Below are 15517 nucleotides of genomic sequence, written 5' to 3'. Positions count from 1 at the left end.
TCGGGGCCGATATCCTCTGTGACCATGCTCGACGACCGTACGACCGCAGAGACGATGTGGCCGACCGCGTACCCACAGGGGTACGCGGTCGTCGACGTGGAGACCACCGGGCTCGCTCGCGACGACCGGATAGTCTCCGCCGCCGTCTACCGGCTCGACGCGCAGGGCAATGTGGAGGACCACTGGTACACCCTGGTCAACCCGCAGCGGGACCCGGGACCGGTGTGGATCCACGGTCTGACGAGCGCGATGCTCGCCGACGCGCCGCTCTTCAAGGACGTCGCCGAGGAGTTCGCCGGCCGGCTCGCGGACCGGGTGCTGGTCGCGCACAACGCCATCTTCGACTGGCAGATGATCGCCCGGGAGTACGCGCGGGCCGCCGGGACCGCGCCGGTCCGTCAGCGGCTGTGCACCATCGCCCTGTCGAAGGAACTGAACCTCCCGCTGCCCAACCACAAGCTGGAGTCGCTCGCCGCGCACTTCGGCGTGGTCCAGCAGCGCGCGCACCACGCGCTCGACGACGCCCGGGTGCTGGCGGAGGCGTTCCGTCCGTCCCTGCACGCGGCCGCGCGCGACGGCGTACGGCTGCCCCTGCTGGAGTGCCGTCCGCTGACGGAGTGGTCGGACTCCCCCGTCACCCCGCGCGTCGGGTACCAGGCCTCGTACGGGAGCGGCAGCTGGCGGCCCTCGCGCAAGCGGCCGCCGTGCCCGTACCCGAACCCCGGGCGTTTCGAGGACGGCAAGCCGCTGAAGCAGGGCATGCGGATCGCCTTCTCCGGCGACACCTCGGTGGAGCGGGAGCTGCTGGAGGACCGCGCGGTCGAGGCGGGCCTGCACGTCGCGACGAGTGTGTCGCGCCTCACCAGCCTGCTGGTGACGAACGACCCCGACTCGGCGACCTCGAAGACGGTCAAGGCGAAGTCCTTCGGCACCCCGGTCGTCGACGAGGCGGCCTTCACCCACCTGCTGCGGGATGTGGCGGCCGCCGAGGACCGGGCCGCGGCCGACGGCTGAGCCCGGGCCTGGGACCGGCCGCGGCCGACGGCTGAGCCCGGGCCGCGGCCCACGGCTGAGCCCGCGCCTGAGACCGGGCCCGAGCACCGGCCGAAGACCCGGACATTGCGCCGGGTGGGTGCCGACGCGGCGACTCACCCCGGTGGATCTTGTTCCGGTCCGCCGCCGTGCGGAGCATGCGGCGCATGGCACGTTGTGAGGTCTGCGGAAACGATTACGGCATGTCGTTCGAGGTGCACGCGCAGGGCGCCGTGCACGTCTTCGACTGCTTCTCCTGCGCCATTCACCGCATGGCGCCCATCTGCGAGCACTGCCGGGTCCAGATCATCGGACAGGGCGTCGAGGTCGAGGGGCAGTGGTTCTGCGGGGCGCACTGCGCCCGCGCGGAGGGGAAGGTGGGCATCAAGGACCACGCCTGACGACCACGCCCGACACCGCGTCCCCCGTACCCCGTGACCCCGTACCCGAGACCCCGGACGGCCACCCGGCCGTCCGGGGCCGATCCGCTGGGGGTACCGTCGTGGGCGTGTACCGCTTTGTGCTGACCCGGCAGTGGGTGTGCCTCACCCTCATCGCCCTCGTCCTCATCCCCGTGATGATCAAGCTGGGGTTCTGGCAGTTCCACCGCCATGAGCACCGGGTCGCCCAGAACGAGCTGATCGCCGCGAACCTGCGGGCGAAGCCGGTCCCCGTGACCGAGGTCACCTCCCCCGGCCATCGGGTCCCCCGCGCGGACTTCTGGCGGACGGTCACCGCGACCGGCACGTACGACACCGCGCACGAGGTGGTCGTGCGGATGCGGACCTCGGCCGACGACAAGGTCGGCTTCCACGTCGTGACCCCGCTCGTCCTCGCCGACGGCCGGGTGGTGCTGGTGAACCGCGGCTGGGTGCCGGGCGGCGACGACCCCCGCGCGTACCCGCCGGTGCCGGCCGCCCCCACGGGCGAGGTCACGGTCACCGGCCGGCTGAAGGCCGACGAGACCAGCGGCGGCAGCGGCATCAAGGACCGCAAGGGACTGCCGGACCGCCAGGTGATGCTGATCAACAGCGCACAGCAGGCGGAGTCCCTGGGCCGGCCCGTCCTCGGCGGCTATCTCGAACTCGACCGCACGGCCGCCTCCGACGGCGGCCCGGAGACCATCCCCGAGCCCGACCACGACTCGATCGGCCCCCACATGGCGTACGCCGTCCAGTGGTGGCTGTTCACGGGCGCGGTCCCGGCGGGCTGGCTGGTCCTCGTACGGCGTGAGAAGCGCGAGCGCGAGGAGGCGGCGGCCGCCGGAGAGGCGGCCGGACCCGGATCCGGCGCCGACCGGGAACCGGCGACGGCGTAGCGTGTCGGCATGGATCTTGGACTGAAGGACCGTGTCTACATCGTCACCGGCGCCACGCGCGGCCTCGGCTTCGCCTCCGCCCGGGAACTGACCGCCGACGGCGCGAAGGTCGTCGTGACGGGCCGGGACGAGAAGCGGGCGGCCGACGCCGCCGCCTCGCTCGGCCCGAACGCCGTGGGTGTGGCGGCGGACAACTCCGACCCGGCGGCGGCCGGGCGCCTCATCGAGACCGCGCGCGAGCGCTTCGGACGCTTCGACGGCATCCTCATCAGCGTCGGCGGCCCGGCCCCGGGCCTCGCGGCGGACAACACCGACGAGCAGTGGGCGGCCGCCTTCGAGTCGGTCTTCCTGGGCGCGGTCCGCCTCGCGCGCGCGGCCGCCGCCGAGCTGGGCGAGGGCGGGGTCATCGGCTTCGTCCTGTCGGGCTCGGTCCACGAGCCGATCCCCGGCCTGACCATCTCCAACGGCCTGCGCCCGGGCCTGGCCGGCTTCGCCAAGTCCCTCTCGGTGGACCTCGGCCCGCGGGGGATCCGGGTCGTCGGCCTGCTCCCCGCCCGGATCGACACCGACCGCGTGCGGGAGCTCGACGCGCTGTCCGGGGACGCGGAGACCGCGCGGGCGGGGAACGAGTCCCGCATCCCGCTGCGGCGTTACGGCACCCCGGAGGAGTTCGGCCGCACGGCGGCGTTCCTGCTCTCCCCGGCGGCCTCGTACCTGACGGGCGTCATGGTCCCGGTCGACGGCGGCTCCCGGCACGGTTTCTGAGCCGCCGTCCGCCCTGCGTCTACGTCACCCGCTGGGCCCGGTGCGACGCCACCTTCAGGCGGGCCTCCGTCGGCAGTCCGGCGAGACCCGCCGAGGTGCGGGCGTGGGTCAGGACCGGGCCCGCGAGGGCGGCCAGGGCGTCGGCCGGGACCGCGTGGGGTTCGAGTTCCAGCGCGACCCGCAGCGCGGGCGACCCCCGCCTGCCGCGCAGCGCGACCCGGCAGCGGGCGACCCCCTCCAGGGCGCCGGCCTCCGCGGCCACCGCCTCCTCCAGAGCGTGCCCCCGCAGCAGGGCGAACGCCCCGTCCCCGGTGTCGACGACCACCGCCCGCAGCCGCGAGCGCCTCAGCTGGGACAGCAGCCACCACAGCGCGAGCAGCACGCACAGGGCGAGGCCGGCGAGCACCGCCCACCACCACCAGCCCTCGGCGTGCCAGTACCGGCGCCGGGCCTCGTCCGTCAGCAGCGGGGCGTGCCGGCCGCCGAGGGGCCAGGACGCCGTGAGCACCGCGGTCCCGGCCGCCAGCAGGACCAGACCGGCCAGCGCCAGCAGGATCCGGTTCACCACCCCGAGCATCCCGCTCACCTCCTGACCCGTACGCGCGGCTGCGGAGGATGGGCGAGGCCCAGTTCCTCGACGCCGACGGCGAGCACCGCGTCCAGGTCGGCCCGTACCTCGTCCAGCTCGCGGAAGTGCGAGGTGGCCCGTACCCGGATGTGGGATCGGCCCACCTTGACCCGGACCGACCGCACCCCGGACACCTCCATGGCCCGGTCCCGCAGTACCTGCGCGGCGTCCTTGCGGCCGAGCCCGGCGCGTACCCCGGCGGCCGGGTCCGGGGTCCGCATCGGGAGGATGCCGCGCTTCCCGGGAGCCAGCGCCAGCAGCAGGAGCACCGCCCCGGCCACGGCGAGGGCTCCGCCGCCCAGCAGTACGCCCAGGTCGGCCGGGGTGTGCCGGTCAAGCTGGTCGGCGAGCTCGCGGCGCCACCGCATGCCCGGCCGGTCGGCCCGTACGGCGGCCAGATCGTACAGGAACACCCCCGCCACCCCGAGTACGGCGAGGGCGGTGAGGGCGGCCGGGACGCGGCGGGCGGAGCGGAAGCGGTGCGGCCGGTGCGCGCGGGGCGGCCGGTGGGCCTGAGGGGCCTGGGAGGCCTGGGAGGAGTCCGTCACCGCAGCCGCCGGTCCCGTCCGGCGGTGGTGGGCCGGATGTGCGGGGAGTGCAGGTGCTCGATGTCGATGTCCACCTCGGGTACGGACATCGCCGCGTACTCCTCGACGCGGAGGGCGACCTGACGGCGTACGGCCGCGCACTGGGCGGCGAGGTCGGAGGGGTAGCCGAGCTCCAGGCTCACCCGTACCCGGGCGATGTCGTGGTGCACGGTGACCGTGGCGTGCGGGGCCGCCGCCTGCTCGGGCCGCATGACGAGCGCCTCCCGGGCCGCCTGGGCGGCGATCTTGGCGACGACCCGGTCGGCGATACGGGTCGACCCCCGGTCGGCAGGCGCCACCCGGGGCGGGGTGGCCCGGGGCGGAGTGGACTGGGGTGGGGTGGCCTGGGGCGGGGTGTTCATCGGCGCCTCACCCGCGCCGGTCGTCGCGGCGGCGGAACAGGTCACCGGGTTCCAGGTCCCCGTCGAGGACCCGGCCGACGACGAAGCCGACGGCACCGAGTGCCGCCACCAGCAGGAAGGCTCCGAATCCGCCGAAATACCCGGCGAACGCCAGGGCCATGCCGGCGAACAGGCCGGCGACCGCCATGCTCATTGCGGGGCTCCTCTCGGCTACTGGAGTCGCGGCTCCGGCTCCTCGTCGGGCTCATCGGGCAGCTTGACGTCGCTGACCGCGATGTTGACCTCGACGACCTCCAGGCTGGTCATCCGCTCGACCGCCGAGATGACGTTCTCACGGACCGCCCGTGCCACGTCCCGGATCGACACGCCGTAGTCGACGACGATCTCCAGGTCGAGGGCGGTCTGGACCTCGCCGACCTCCGCCTTGACGCCGCGGCTGACGGAGGCCTTGGCGCCGCCGGGGACGCGATCGCGGACGGCGCCGAAGGTACGGGAGAGGCCGCTGCCGCTGCCCATGGCGTGTACGCCGACCACCTCGCGGGCGGCCAGCCCGGCGATCTTCTCGACCACGCCGTCGGCGATGCTCGTGCGGCCCCGGTCGGCGGGCGCCTTGCCGGGGCTGCCCGATGTGGATTCGGTCATCGCATGTCCCTTCGCGCGTGCGGACTCCTCCGCACCACGGTAAGCGCGCGACGCCGCCGCCGCCCCAGGACTACGCCGCTCGGCCGGAACCATTTCCCGGGCTCCGCCCGCCCCCGCGCCAATCGCCGGCGGGGCTCAAAGACCGGGGCTCCGCCCCAGACCCCGCGCCTCAAACGCCGGCGGGGCTGAATTCTGCCTGAGCTCCGCTCGCACCTACCGCCCGGCGGAACGGAAATTGCGCTCCGCGCAATCCAGCCCGCTCCGCGGAGTGGGGCGCGGAGCGCTGGCGGACGGCATCAGCCACATCCAGCCCCGCCGGCGTTTGAGGCGCGGGGTCTGGGGCGGAGCCCCAGGTCTTTCAGCCTCGCCGGCGTTTGAGGCCCGGGGTCTGGGGCGGAGCCCCAGGTCTTTTCAGCCTCGCCGGCGTTTGAGGCGCGGGGTCTGGGGCGGAGCCCCAGGTCTTTTCAGCCTCGCCGGCGTTTGAGGCGCGGGGGGCCGGGGCGGGGCCCCGGCGGTGGGTCAGTCGGACAGGCCTGCCAGGTCGCGGAGGCGGCGGGCCTGGGCGGCACGCTCGGCGGCACGCTGCTCGTCGTACGGCCGCGACTGCGCGTCACGCAGCAGCACCTTGGTCTCGACGACGGCATCCCTCGCCGGAGCCAGCAGCGCCGTGGTCAGGTCCTGGACGGCCGCGTCCAGCTCGTCCGCAGGCACCACGAGGTTGGCGAGGCCGACCCGCTCCGCCTCCTCGGCATGCACGAAGCGGCCCGTGGCGCAGATCTCCAGCGCGCGGGCGTACCCGACCAGCGAGGTGAGGGGCTGAGTGCCTGCCAGGTCCGGGACCAGCCCGAGGCTGGTCTCGCGCATGGCGAACTGCACGTCGTCCGCGACCACGCGCAGGTCGCACGCGAGCGCGAGCTGGAAGCCGGCGCCGATCGCGTGCCCCTGCACGGCGGCGACGGAGATGATGTCGTTACGCCGCCACCAGGTGAATGCCTCCTGGTACTCGGCAATGGTGGAGTCGAGCAGTTCGTCCGAACCGCGTGCCAGATCGAGGAAGGACGGCTCGCCCTCGAAACCCTCGGGGGTGAACGCCTGCCGGTCGAGCCCGGCGGAGAAGGACTTGCCCTCACCGCGCAGCACAACGACCCGGACGGTGCCCGGCAACGACCTTCCGGCATCCGCCAAAGCCCGCCAGAGCGCGGGGGATTGGGCATTTCGCTTGGCCGGATTGGTCAATGTCACCGTGGCGACCGCGTCGTCGACGGTGAGTCGTACGCCGTCCTTGTCGAGCAGAGTCATCCGTATGCCTCCGGTGTGCAGTCGGCCGCGAACCCGGCCTAAGTGACTGCACAGTAACCACCCAGCCGACCACAAGGCCGACCGGGGGTCACCGAAGGAACCGTTTGACCATGTTGAAGCCTTTTGAAGCCTTGAAGCATTCAAACGTTGGAACCGATGGGACCGGGGTCAGGCCGCAGCCGCCTTCTTGCCGCGTGTCGCGCCACCGCGACCGCGCAGCGAGACCCCGGACTCACTGAGCATCCGGTGGACGAATCCGTAGGACCGGCCGGTCTCCTCGGCCAGCGCCCGGATACTCGCACCGGAGTCGTACTTCTTCTTCAGGTCTGCCGCGAGCTTGTCGCGCGCGGCGCCGGTTACCCGGCTGCCCTTCTTCAGAGTCTCGGCCACCCGTGCCTCCTCATGGGAAGTGCGCTCTGGACTTCTCATGATCACCCCTCCCACGCTTCCTGGCCACCCATTCCGCAAGGTCGGTACGGCCGCATTTCCCGAGGGGTGGACACCCGAGCAGAACGGAATCTCCTCTTCCGCCACATGACCTCCGTCACACTTCGCCGCCCTCACCGGAAATCGCCAGGTCAGGGGCAGGACGACGGAAAACGGACGGCCCCGGCCGCGCACCCTCACGGGCGCGGCCGGGGCCGTCGTACGACGCGCAACGGTACGAGACCGTCTCACTCAGATGATGGATCACCCCTGAGCCGAATGATCCATAAGGAATTGGATCAGGCGAGGGCGACCAGGTCCCGGTAGTCCGGGCCCCACAGATCCTCGACGCCGTCCGGGAGCAGGATGATCCGCTCCGGCTCCAGCGCCTCGACCGCGCCCTCGTCGTGCGTGACGAGGATGACCGCGCCCTTGTACGTGCGCAGGGCGCCCAGGATCTCCTCGCGGCTGGCCGGGTCGAGGTTGTTCGTGGGCTCGTCGAGCAGCAGCACGTTCGCCGAGGAAACGACCAGCGTGGCCAGGGCCAGGCGGGTCTTCTCACCGCCGGAGAGCACCCCGGCGGGCTTGTCCACGTCGTCGCCGGAGAAGAGGAAGGAGCCGAGCGTCTTGCGCACGGCGACCAGGTCCAGGTCGGGCGCGGAGGACCGCATGTTCTCCAGGACCGTGCGTTCGGGGTCCAGGGTCTCGTGCTCCTGGGCGTAGTAGCCGAGCTTGAGGCCGTGGCCGGGGGTCACGGCGCCGGTGTCCGGCTTCTCGGTGCCCGACAGCAGGCGCAGCAGGGTGGTCTTGCCGGCGCCGTTGAGGCCGAGGATGACGACCCGCGAGCCCTTGTCGATGGCCAGGTCGACGTCGGTGAAGATCTCCAGCGAGCCGTACGACTTCGAGAGGCCCTCGGCGGTCAGCGGGGTCTTGCCGCAGGGTGCCGGGTCCGGGAAGCGCAGCTTCGCGACCTTGTCGGAGACGCGGACGGCCTCCAGGCCGGACAGCAGCCGCTCGGCGCGCTTGGCCATGTTCTGGGCGGCGACGGTCTTGGTGGCCTTGGCGCGCATCTTGTCGGCCTGCGAGTTCAGGGCCGCGGCCTTCTTCTCCGCGTTCTGGCGCTCGCGCTTGCGGCGCTTCTCGTCGGCCTCGCGCTGCTGCTGGTAGAGCTTCCAGCCCATGTTGTAGACGTCGATCTGGGCGCGGTTGGCGTCCAGGTAGAAGACCTTGTTGACGACGGTCTCGACCAGGTCGACATCGTGGGAGATCACGATGAAGCCGCCGCGGTAGTTCTTCAGGTAGTCCCGCAGCCAGACGATCGAGTCGGCGTCGAGGTGGTTCGTCGGCTCGTCGAGGAGCAGGGTGTCCGCGTCCGAGAACAGGATCCGGGCGAGCTCGACGCGGCGTCGCTGACCGCCGGAGAGGGTGTGCAGCGGCTGGCCGAGCACCCGGTCGGGCAGGCCGAGGGCGGCCGAGATGGTGGCGGCCTCGGACTCGGCTGCGTACCCGCCCTTGGTGAGGAACTCGGTCTCCTGGCGCTCGTACTGCCGCAGCGCCTTCTCGCGGGTGGCGCCGGAGCCGCTGGAGATGCGCTCCTCGTTCATCCGCATCTTCTTGAGGAGGACGTCGAGGCCGCGCGCGGACAGGATCCGGTCGCTGGCCAGGACGTCGAGGTCGCCGGTGCGCGGGTCCTGCGGGAGGTAGCCGACCTCGCCCGAGCGGGCGATGGAGCCGGCGGCGGGCTGCCCCTCGCCCGCGAGGCACTTGGTGAGCGTGGTCTTGCCGGCTCCGTTGCGGCCGACGAGGCCGATGCGGTCGCCCTTGGCGATACGGAAGGAGGCGGACTCGATGAGGACGCGGGCGCCGGCGCGCAGCTCGACGCCGGTGGCGGTGATCACGGAAATACTCCAGGGCGGTGGGGACGGCGGAAGGGGGGCAGGACGCGATGCTTCGACGCCGCTAATCCGCGAGGAGATTTGCCATGGGAGTCATTCTACCGGGGGTGCGCAACTACTTATCGGGCCGCCGGTCGACCGGCGGCCCTCTCCCCTGTCCCCCGTTCGGCTCATGGATCGCACCGGCGGGCCCGGGCGCGTATCAGGATGAACGGGTTGATACTCGCCGCAGGGACGGACACGTGGCCCCCGTGGTTCCACGAATCGAGGGCGGTACGGGATGCAGTTCGACGACGACGCCAATCTGGACACTTCCGAGGTCGAGGACCGGCGCGGCAGCCGCGTCCCCGGCGGGCGGGCCACCATCGGCGGCGGCATCGTCGGGCTGATCGCACTGGTCATGGGCCTTCTGTTCGGTGTGGGACCCGAGCAGCTGGGGCTGTCCTCCGGGGACCAGGAGCCGGCGCCGGCCTCGTCGTCCGTCGACGAGGTGAAGCAGGCCTGCAGGACGGGGCGGGCCGCGAACGCCCGGGAGGACTGCCGGCTGGTCGCGGTGGTCAACAGCACCCAGGACTTCTGGAGGCAGGAGTTCACCAGGCGCGGCGGCACGTACACCCCGGCGTCGACGGTCTTCTTCACCGGCCGTGTGGACACCGCCTGCGGGGCGGCCACCTCGGCGGTCGGCCCCTTCTACTGCCCCGCCGACCGGAAGGTCCATCTGGACCTGGGCTTCTTCGACGACCTGCGGACGAAGTTCGGCGCGAGCGGCGGCCCCTTCGCGCAGGCGTACGTGGTCGCCCACGAGTACGGGCACCACATCCAGAACCTGACCGGGACCCTCCAGCGGGCCCAGGACGGACAGCAGGGCCCGGACAGCAACGCCGTCAAGGTCGAGCTGCAGGCCGACTGCTACGCCGGGGTGTGGGCGCACAACGCGACGAAGACCCCGGACGAGTCCACCGGCCGGCCGCTGATCACCAGCCTCACCGACCAGGACATCAGGGACGGGCTGGACGCGGCGGCGGCGGTCGGCGACGACCGGATCCAGGAGAAGTTCCAGGGCCGGGTCACACCGGAGTCCTGGACCCACGGGTCGGCCGAACAGCGCCAGCAGTGGTTCTACCAGGGTTACCGGACGGGCGACATGGCCCAGTGCAACACCTTCCGCTGACTGTCGGCGGCGCCTGCCATGCTGTGACGTGGGTCACCGTCACGAGAGGGAGTGATCGTCATGGCAGGCGTTCCGTCCATCTGTCCCACGCTGGTCTACCGCGACGCGAAGGCGGCCATCAAGCTGCTGACCGAGGCCTTCGGCTTCAGCCAGGTCGCGGTGTACGAGGGTGAGAACGGCTCGGTGGTGCACGCGGAGCTGGCCTACGGCAACGGCCTGGTGATGCTGGGGAGCAAGGGCACCGGCGGGGTGTTCGACAAGGCCATGGGCGACGCGGGACCGGCGGGGGTCTATGTCGTGGTCGAGGACGTGGACGCGCACCACCGGCGGGCCGCCGAGCACGGTGCGGAGATCCTGATGGAGCCCACCGACCAGGACTACGGCTCCCGCGACTACATGGCCCGGGACGGCGAGGGCAACATCTGGAGCTTCGGGACGTACGCGCCGCAGGTCTGAGACCCGCGGCGGGTACGTCCGCGTCCGTCCGCGTCCCGACGGGGGCTACACGCCGCCGGTGTGGACCTGGAAGGCGGCCCGGCGGACCGCCTTGGCCAGGGCCGGGTCGGGGTGGGCCGCGGCCAGCGCGACCAGGACCTGCACGGTGCGCGGGTGACCCACCGCCCGGACCTCGTCCAGCAGCCGCGGGACGGTGGTGCGGACGGCCGAGTCGAGGTGGCGGGCGAGCAGGTCGGCTTCGCCGTGGTCGGCGATGGCGGCCGCGGTGTCCACCCAGAGCCAGGTCGACTCCTCGGCGGTGAGGACGTCCTGCGCCTCGTCGGGGTCGACCCCGTCGTGCTCGGCGAGCCAGAGCAGGGCGTAGGGGCGCAGGGCGGGCTCGCGCACGGCGGCGCGCACCTCGGGCTCGGCGGGGGCTCCGACCACGCGCAGTGCCTCGAAGGCGAGGCCGCGCAGCAGGGCGTCCTCGCCGCGGGCGGCGTGCAGGAGCTCGGCCACGGCGTGGCGGACGGGCCGGGCGGCGAGCCAGGCCTGGTACTCGGCGCGGGCCGGGCCGGGGGTGAGCCGGGCGCAGCCGTGCAGCATGGCGGCGGCGGACTGCTCGATGTTCCCGGCGGGGCTCTGCGCGGCGACGCAGATCTGCTCCAGCTTGACCCAGACCGCCCAGCTGCCGAGCGGGGTGAGCGCGGCCTGTGCGGGGCCGAGGGTGACGGCGTCCACGGCGGCGAGTCCGCCGAGCGCCCAGCGCAGCAGCCGGGCGAGCGGGACGGGCGGCGCGGGGACGATCGCCTGCGCGTCGACCGTCGGCTGCGCGTCGACCGTCGGCTGCGCGTCGACCGTCGGCTGCGCGTCGACCGTCGGCTGCGCGTGCGCGGCGTCCCGCGGGGCGTCTCCCTGCGGGGCGTCGTACGGGACCTCGCAGCGCTCGTCGCGCAGTTCGGTGACGCGCTGCCCGAGCAGGTCGAGGAGGTCTGGGACGGTCACCGGGCCGGCGGACAGCTGGAGGAGGGAGAGGAGTTGGGGCATCGCCTCGACGACCTCGGCGACGGCCGCGGGGGCGATGTCGGCGGGGGCGGGGTGGACGAGGGACCAGGCGTCGAAGAGGGCGACCCAGCCGCGCAGTACGGCGGTGTCGTCGCGGTCCCAGGCGCGCAGCCGCCAGCCGGGCCGGGCGTGGCCGCCGTGGACCTCGACGAGCCCGGCGAGCCGGGCCCGGTCCCAGCCGACTCTGATCTGGCCGTGCGTCAGGTTCAGCTCCGCGGCCGCGCGTTCGACGTCGGCGGCGGGCAGGGCGCCCGCAGGGGCGGGCCGGCCCCCGTCCCCGGCACCGAGGTGGAGTTCGGCCCAGCGGGTCAGGCGTACGGCGTCGGCGAGCGAGGCCCGGGCCCGGTTCGCGAGGTCGGCCGTGGCGGGGGTGCCCGCCGGAGGCCTCGCGGCGGGCCGGGTGCGCCGGTCCGTCACCGCTTTGCGGGCCGTGGCCACGGAACGCGGGGAGACGAGTCGGAGTCTGGAGTCGCGAGCCAACTGCTCATCAGGCTTTCGGGACGTCACGGAAGCAGTCTCGCCCGTCACTGGCCGAAAGCCCAAACGGAACCGTCCGTTACCACGGCGCGCCGGGGTGCAGACCAGGGCAAGTCACCCGGAGGACTCGCGCCGCCCCATCCCTTTCCCGTGACAGGACCTCACCTCAGGTCATTTCAGGTCGCCTCAGGTCACATGAGGGGGGTGAGGAAACGGCGCAGGGTTTCCTCGTACCCGGCCGGGTCGGCGTTCCACATCGCCCCGTGGCCGGCCTCGCGCACGGTGTGCAGGGTGACGAGGTCGGGGCGGGCGGCGGCGAGCCGGCGGGAGGGCGCCCAGGGGGCGAGCGTGTCGTCCGGGCCGTGGAAGATCAGTACGGGGACGCGCAGCGCGCCCGGGTCCGAGCCGGGCGCCCGGTGGTCGGCGCGCAGTCCCGCGCGGCCCTCGGCGGCCCGGACCGCGAGCGGGAGCACCACGGCCGGGGTACGGCGCGCGGCGGCGAGCGCGCGCAGGGTGGTGTGCCAGTCGAGCACGGGCGAGTCCAGCACCAGCCCGGAGATCCGGTCGGCGAGCGCCGAGCGCTCGGCGGCGCGCAGGGCCATGGTGGCGCCGGTGGACCAGCCGTGCAGGACCACGCGCCGGGCGCCGTAGCGCAGGGCGTAGCGGATGGCGGCGTCCAGGTCGCGCCACTCCGATTCGCCGAGGTGGCCGAGGCCGTCCGGGGAGGCGGGGGCGCCGAGGTCGCCGCGGTAGGCGAGGTCCAGGACGGGCAGCCGGTGCCGGTGCAGGAAGGGCATGACGGCCATCGGGTGCTCCCGGCTGCCGCCGAGCCCGTGCACGGTGATCACCCAGGTGTCGCGGGCCGCGGGCACGAACCAGGCCGGCAGGGGGCCGAGCTCGCCGGGGACGTCCACGTCGGCGTGGTCGAGCCCGAGGGCGGTGCGCGGGTTCCCGAGGTGGACCTGGGGGGTGAGGGTGACCCGGGTGCCGGGGTCGAGGCTGCCGTGGGTGACTGCGAGCAGCCGGCGCACGACCGTGTCCGGGTCGTGCGCGACGTCGGGGAGGACGGGGCCGACGACCGCGTGCACCCCCGGGGCGTCGAGTCCGTACGTACCGGGGCGCAGGGAGCCGAGGGAGCGGGTCAGTGTGACCCGGCCGTCGGCGGCGGAGTGGACGCTGAGACGCGGTCCGCCGGGCAGCGGGCGCCCGGGCCGGGGCCGCAGGGCCGCGTCGGCGGCGTACCTGCCGGCCGCGACCGCGGCCGCGCCGACTCCCAGGAGGGTCGTGGTGACGGCCGCTGCCGTCGCTGTCGCGGTACGCACCGCTCCAGTGTCGGGGCGCGGGCTCCGGCGGGCCACCGGAGCAGATCGTTCCACCCGCCGCGCGGAGGGGGTGATCTAGGTCTCTTTCGGGGCCGCGGAGGAGTGGGCCGGCGCACCGGAAGTCCCTGGCGGAGTGGTCCGTTCACCCGGCTTTGACGTGCATTAATCGATGTATCTGCGCCAGAATCGGGACGAATGGCCTGATCGCATGCCGCGCCAGGACACTCCTTCGCCCAAGTCAGTTCACCTTCCGTTCATCCAGGTTGCCTACGGTCGCCGAGCCACTGACGTCAAACAGAAGCCTGGGTAAATGGAGCACATAACGCTTCTCCTCGGGATCGTGATCATCACCGCTCTCGTGTTCGACTTCACGAACGGTTTCCACGACACGGCCAACGCGATGGCCACCACCATCTCGACCGGCGCCCTCAAGCCCAAGACGGCGGTGGCCATGTCCGCCGTGCTCAACCTCGTCGGCGCGTTCATGTCCGTGGAGGTCGCCAAGACGATCTCCAAGGGCCTGATCAACGAGGAGGGCATCCAGCCAGAAGTGATCTTCGCCGCCCTGGTCGGCGCGATCCTCTGGAACCTCGTCACCTGGCTGGTCGGCCTCCCCTCCAGCTCCTCCCACGCCCTGATGGGCGGCCTGATCGGTGCCGCGGTCGCCTCCGCCGGCATCGGCGCGGTCAACGGCAGCGTCGTCGTCACCAAGGTGCTGATCCCCGCGATCGCCGCTCCGATCGTGGCCGGTGCGGCCGCGATGCTGGCCGCCAAGGTCACGTACAAGCTCGGCAACAAGGTCGGCGAGAAGACCTCCGCCAAGGGTTACCGCGCCGGTCAGATCGCCTCGGCGAGCCTCGTCTCCCTCGCGCACGGCACCAACGACGCGCAGAAGACGATGGGCATCATCACCCTGGCGCTCATCGCGGGCGGCGCCCTGGAGTCGGGCGCCAACCCGCCGGTCTGGGTCATCGTCTCCGCCGGCATGGCGATCGCGATGGGCACCTACCTGGGCGGCTGGCGCATCATCCGCACCATGGGCAAGGGCCTGACCGACCTGCAGCCGCAGCAGGGCTTCGCCGCCCAGACCTCGGCCGCCAGCGTCATCCTGGCCTCCTCCTCCCTCGGCTTCTCCCTCTCCACCACCCACGCGTGCTCCGGCGCCGTCATGGGTGCGGGCCTGGGACGCAAGGGCGGCGTGGTCCGCTGGTCCACCGCCACCCGCATGTTCATCGCCTGGGGCCTGACCCTGCCGGCGGCCGCCCTGGTCTCCGCGGGCGCCGAGCTGGTCATGCGCTCCGGTGACGTCGGCGTCGCCGCCGTCGCGGTCTTCCTGGTCGCCGCCTGCTTCGCCATCTGGTTCATCTCGCGCCGCCAGGTCGTCGACCACCACAACGTCAACGACGTGCAGCCGGCCGGCGCCGAGGAGCCGGGTGTCGTCACCACGGCCATGGCCGCCGTCACCGTCCCGCCGACCGCCGCCGCGGCCGGTACGACCGCCGCGGTCACGGACGACGACCTGAAGGCGACCATCCCGGCCGCGACGACGACCCCGGCGGCCCCGGCCGCCGCGGTCTGACCGAGACACACAGAGGAACCGCAGTATGAAGATCGACTGGGAAGCACTCGGCTCCGTCTTCGGGGTCAGCCTCTCCGCCACCGTCGCCCTCGTGGCCCTCTTCACCCTGGGCCTGGTGGGCCTGTCCAAGCACGAGGCCGCCACCGAGCAGGGCGGCACCGCCACCCTGGCCCGCAGCGGTGCGTACGCCTGCTTCGCGCTCGTCGCGGCGGCCGTGGGGTACGGGATCTACCTGATCGTCGCCTGAGGCGCGGGACAGACGTGTGAAGGCTCCCTCCGGGTTACCCCCGGGGGGAGCTTTCGTATGCCCCGGCGCAGTCCCCGGGCAGTCTCGGCGCGGCCCCCGGTGCAGGTCAACGGCGAGTTGACGGGCGTTCTCGGTGCGTGGTGGACTGCCCGAGCCAATACGGCGGCATGGAGAGGAAGTCCGGTGCGAATCCGGCGCGGTCCCGCCACTGTCACCGGGGCACTCGGCCGAGTGCGACCCGGGAGCCAGGAACTCTCGCCGCCGGAC

General features: G+C 72.9%; 18 protein-coding genes and 1 riboswitch. Of the genes, 8 read left to right on the top strand and 10 right to left on the bottom strand.

What is annotated here, in order from left to right; all coding sequences use genetic code 11:
• The first annotated feature begins 18 nt into the window (after positions 1–18).
• The 4 genes from ACGFYQ_RS25385 to ACGFYQ_RS25370 all read left to right on the top strand — a co-directional run bounded on the left by ACGFYQ_RS25385 (position 19) and on the right by ACGFYQ_RS25370 (position 3115).
• The gene (locus ACGFYQ_RS25385; protein WP_393747551.1) at positions 19–1014 is read left to right on the top strand and encodes a DEDDh family exonuclease; all 996 of its coding nucleotides are present in this window, start codon (positions 19–21) and stop codon (positions 1012–1014) included.
• Between the two features lie 185 nt (positions 1015–1199).
• On the top strand, positions 1200–1433 hold the full coding sequence (locus tag ACGFYQ_RS25380; RefSeq protein ID WP_328925016.1) for a hypothetical protein: 234 nt from the start codon (positions 1200–1202) through the stop codon (positions 1431–1433).
• Between the two features lie 107 nt (positions 1434–1540).
• The gene (locus ACGFYQ_RS25375) at positions 1541–2350 is read left to right on the top strand and encodes an SURF1 family protein (protein WP_393747548.1); all 810 of its coding nucleotides are present in this window, start codon (positions 1541–1543) and stop codon (positions 2348–2350) included.
• 9 nt (positions 2351–2359) lie between these two features.
• Entirely contained in the window at positions 2360–3115 is a 756-nt protein-coding gene (locus ACGFYQ_RS25370) for an SDR family oxidoreductase (RefSeq protein WP_393747546.1), read from the top strand.
• Between the two features lie 19 nt (positions 3116–3134).
• Here the strand turns inward: ACGFYQ_RS25370 and amaP are convergent, their stop codons facing one another.
• The 8 genes from amaP to ACGFYQ_RS25330 form a co-directional block, all read right to left on the bottom strand.
• Positions 3135–3692 (bottom strand): alkaline shock response membrane anchor protein AmaP, encoded by a 558-nt coding sequence (amaP, locus tag ACGFYQ_RS25365; RefSeq protein ID WP_393747544.1) that lies wholly within the window; start codon positions 3690–3692, stop codon positions 3135–3137.
• A 5-nt stretch (positions 3693–3697) separates the two neighbouring features.
• Positions 3698–4291, bottom strand: coding sequence for a DUF6286 domain-containing protein (locus tag ACGFYQ_RS25360; RefSeq protein ID WP_393747542.1), 594 nt, complete (start codon positions 4289–4291; stop codon positions 3698–3700).
• Positions 4288–4692, bottom strand: coding sequence for an Asp23/Gls24 family envelope stress response protein (locus ACGFYQ_RS25355; RefSeq protein ID WP_393747540.1), 405 nt, complete (start codon positions 4690–4692; stop codon positions 4288–4290). Before ACGFYQ_RS25355 ends, ACGFYQ_RS25360 begins: the two co-directional genes overlap by 4 nt.
• Before the next feature lie 7 nt (positions 4693–4699).
• Positions 4700–4885 (bottom strand): hypothetical protein, encoded by a 186-nt coding sequence (locus ACGFYQ_RS25350; RefSeq protein ID WP_393747538.1) that lies wholly within the window; start codon positions 4883–4885, stop codon positions 4700–4702.
• Positions 4886–4902: 17 nt separating this feature from the next.
• Positions 4903–5334 (bottom strand): Asp23/Gls24 family envelope stress response protein, encoded by a 432-nt coding sequence (locus tag ACGFYQ_RS25345; protein WP_393747536.1) that lies wholly within the window; start codon positions 5332–5334, stop codon positions 4903–4905.
• 519 nt (positions 5335–5853) lie between these two features.
• Positions 5854–6633 carry an enoyl-CoA hydratase/isomerase family protein gene (locus ACGFYQ_RS25340; protein ID WP_393747534.1) on the bottom strand — a complete coding sequence of 260 codons (780 nt, stop codon included), beginning with the start codon at positions 6631–6633 and terminating at the stop codon, positions 5854–5856.
• Between the two features lie 168 nt (positions 6634–6801).
• Positions 6802–7023: a helix-turn-helix domain-containing protein gene (locus ACGFYQ_RS25335; protein WP_266937416.1), complete on the bottom strand. Its 222-nt coding sequence runs from the start codon at positions 7021–7023 to the stop codon at positions 6802–6804.
• 335 nt (positions 7024–7358) lie between these two features.
• The gene (locus ACGFYQ_RS25330; protein WP_393747532.1) at positions 7359–8957 is read right to left on the bottom strand and encodes an ABC-F family ATP-binding cassette domain-containing protein; all 1599 of its coding nucleotides are present in this window, start codon (positions 8955–8957) and stop codon (positions 7359–7361) included.
• 277 nt (positions 8958–9234) lie between these two features.
• Between ACGFYQ_RS25330 and ACGFYQ_RS25325 the strand changes: the two genes are divergently transcribed.
• Together ACGFYQ_RS25325 and ACGFYQ_RS25320 are read left to right on the top strand one after the other, a co-directional pair.
• The gene (locus ACGFYQ_RS25325) at positions 9235–10125 is read left to right on the top strand and encodes a neutral zinc metallopeptidase (protein ID WP_393747530.1); all 891 of its coding nucleotides are present in this window, start codon (positions 9235–9237) and stop codon (positions 10123–10125) included.
• A gap of 60 nt (positions 10126–10185) precedes the next feature.
• Entirely contained in the window at positions 10186–10581 is a 396-nt protein-coding gene (locus ACGFYQ_RS25320) for a VOC family protein (RefSeq protein WP_362389903.1), read from the top strand.
• A 45-nt stretch (positions 10582–10626) separates the two neighbouring features.
• Here ACGFYQ_RS25320 and ACGFYQ_RS25315 read toward each other — a convergent pair whose 3' ends face one another.
• Together ACGFYQ_RS25315 and ACGFYQ_RS25310 are read right to left on the bottom strand one after the other, a co-directional pair.
• A complete protein-coding gene (locus ACGFYQ_RS25315) occupies positions 10627–12132 on the bottom strand; it encodes a hypothetical protein (RefSeq protein WP_393747527.1) in 1506 nt (501 codons plus the stop codon).
• A gap of 161 nt (positions 12133–12293) precedes the next feature.
• Positions 12294–13424 (bottom strand): alpha/beta hydrolase family protein, encoded by a 1131-nt coding sequence (locus ACGFYQ_RS25310; RefSeq protein WP_393747525.1) that lies wholly within the window; start codon positions 13422–13424, stop codon positions 12294–12296.
• Positions 13425–13734: 310 nt separating this feature from the next.
• On the opposite strand from ACGFYQ_RS25310, the gene ACGFYQ_RS25305 reads away from it, so the two are divergent.
• Together ACGFYQ_RS25305 and ACGFYQ_RS25300 are read left to right on the top strand one after the other, a co-directional pair.
• On the top strand, positions 13735–15003 hold the full coding sequence (locus ACGFYQ_RS25305; RefSeq protein ID WP_393747523.1) for an anion permease: 1269 nt from the start codon (positions 13735–13737) through the stop codon (positions 15001–15003).
• Between the two features lie 25 nt (positions 15004–15028).
• Positions 15029–15250 carry a hypothetical protein gene (locus tag ACGFYQ_RS25300; protein ID WP_385179472.1) on the top strand — a complete coding sequence of 74 codons (222 nt, stop codon included), beginning with the start codon at positions 15029–15031 and terminating at the stop codon, positions 15248–15250.
• A 171-nt stretch (positions 15251–15421) separates the two neighbouring features.
• Positions 15422–15505, top strand: a riboswitch (cobalamin riboswitch).
• Positions 15506–15517: the final 12 nt, after the last annotated feature.

Source organism: Streptomyces sp. NPDC048258, assembly GCF_043201995.1.
Lineage (GTDB): Bacteria > Actinomycetota > Actinomycetes > Streptomycetales > Streptomycetaceae > Streptomyces.
Note: the sequence above shows the minus strand (reverse complement) of the source record. Positions and strands in the feature narration are given on the sequence as shown.

Excerpts from the sequence above, each read along its gene's own strand:
- ACGFYQ_RS25380 (WP_328925016.1), top strand. The coding sequence starts at position 1,200 with ATGGCACGTTGTGAGGTCTGCGGAAACGATTACGGCATGTCGTTCGAG.
- ACGFYQ_RS25370 (WP_393747546.1), top strand. The coding sequence starts at position 2,360 with ATGGATCTTGGACTGAAGGACCGTGTCTACATCGTCACCGGCGCCACG.
- amaP (WP_393747544.1), bottom strand. The coding sequence starts at position 3,692 with ATGCTCGGGGTGGTGAACCGGATCCTGCTGGCGCTGGCCGGTCTGGTC.
- ACGFYQ_RS25355 (WP_393747540.1), bottom strand. The coding sequence starts at position 4,692 with ATGAACACCCCGCCCCAGGCCACCCCACCCCAGTCCACTCCGCCCCGG.
- ACGFYQ_RS25350 (WP_393747538.1), bottom strand. The coding sequence starts at position 4,885 with ATGAGCATGGCGGTCGCCGGCCTGTTCGCCGGCATGGCCCTGGCGTTC.
- ACGFYQ_RS25345 (WP_393747536.1), bottom strand. The coding sequence starts at position 5,334 with ATGACCGAATCCACATCGGGCAGCCCCGGCAAGGCGCCCGCCGACCGG.
- ACGFYQ_RS25340 (WP_393747534.1), bottom strand. The coding sequence starts at position 6,633 with ATGACTCTGCTCGACAAGGACGGCGTACGACTCACCGTCGACGACGCG.
- ACGFYQ_RS25325 (WP_393747530.1), top strand. The coding sequence starts at position 9,235 with ATGCAGTTCGACGACGACGCCAATCTGGACACTTCCGAGGTCGAGGAC.
- ACGFYQ_RS25320 (WP_362389903.1), top strand. The coding sequence starts at position 10,186 with ATGGCAGGCGTTCCGTCCATCTGTCCCACGCTGGTCTACCGCGACGCG.
- ACGFYQ_RS25305 (WP_393747523.1), top strand. The coding sequence starts at position 13,735 with ATGGAGCACATAACGCTTCTCCTCGGGATCGTGATCATCACCGCTCTC.
- ACGFYQ_RS25300 (WP_385179472.1), top strand. The coding sequence starts at position 15,029 with ATGAAGATCGACTGGGAAGCACTCGGCTCCGTCTTCGGGGTCAGCCTC.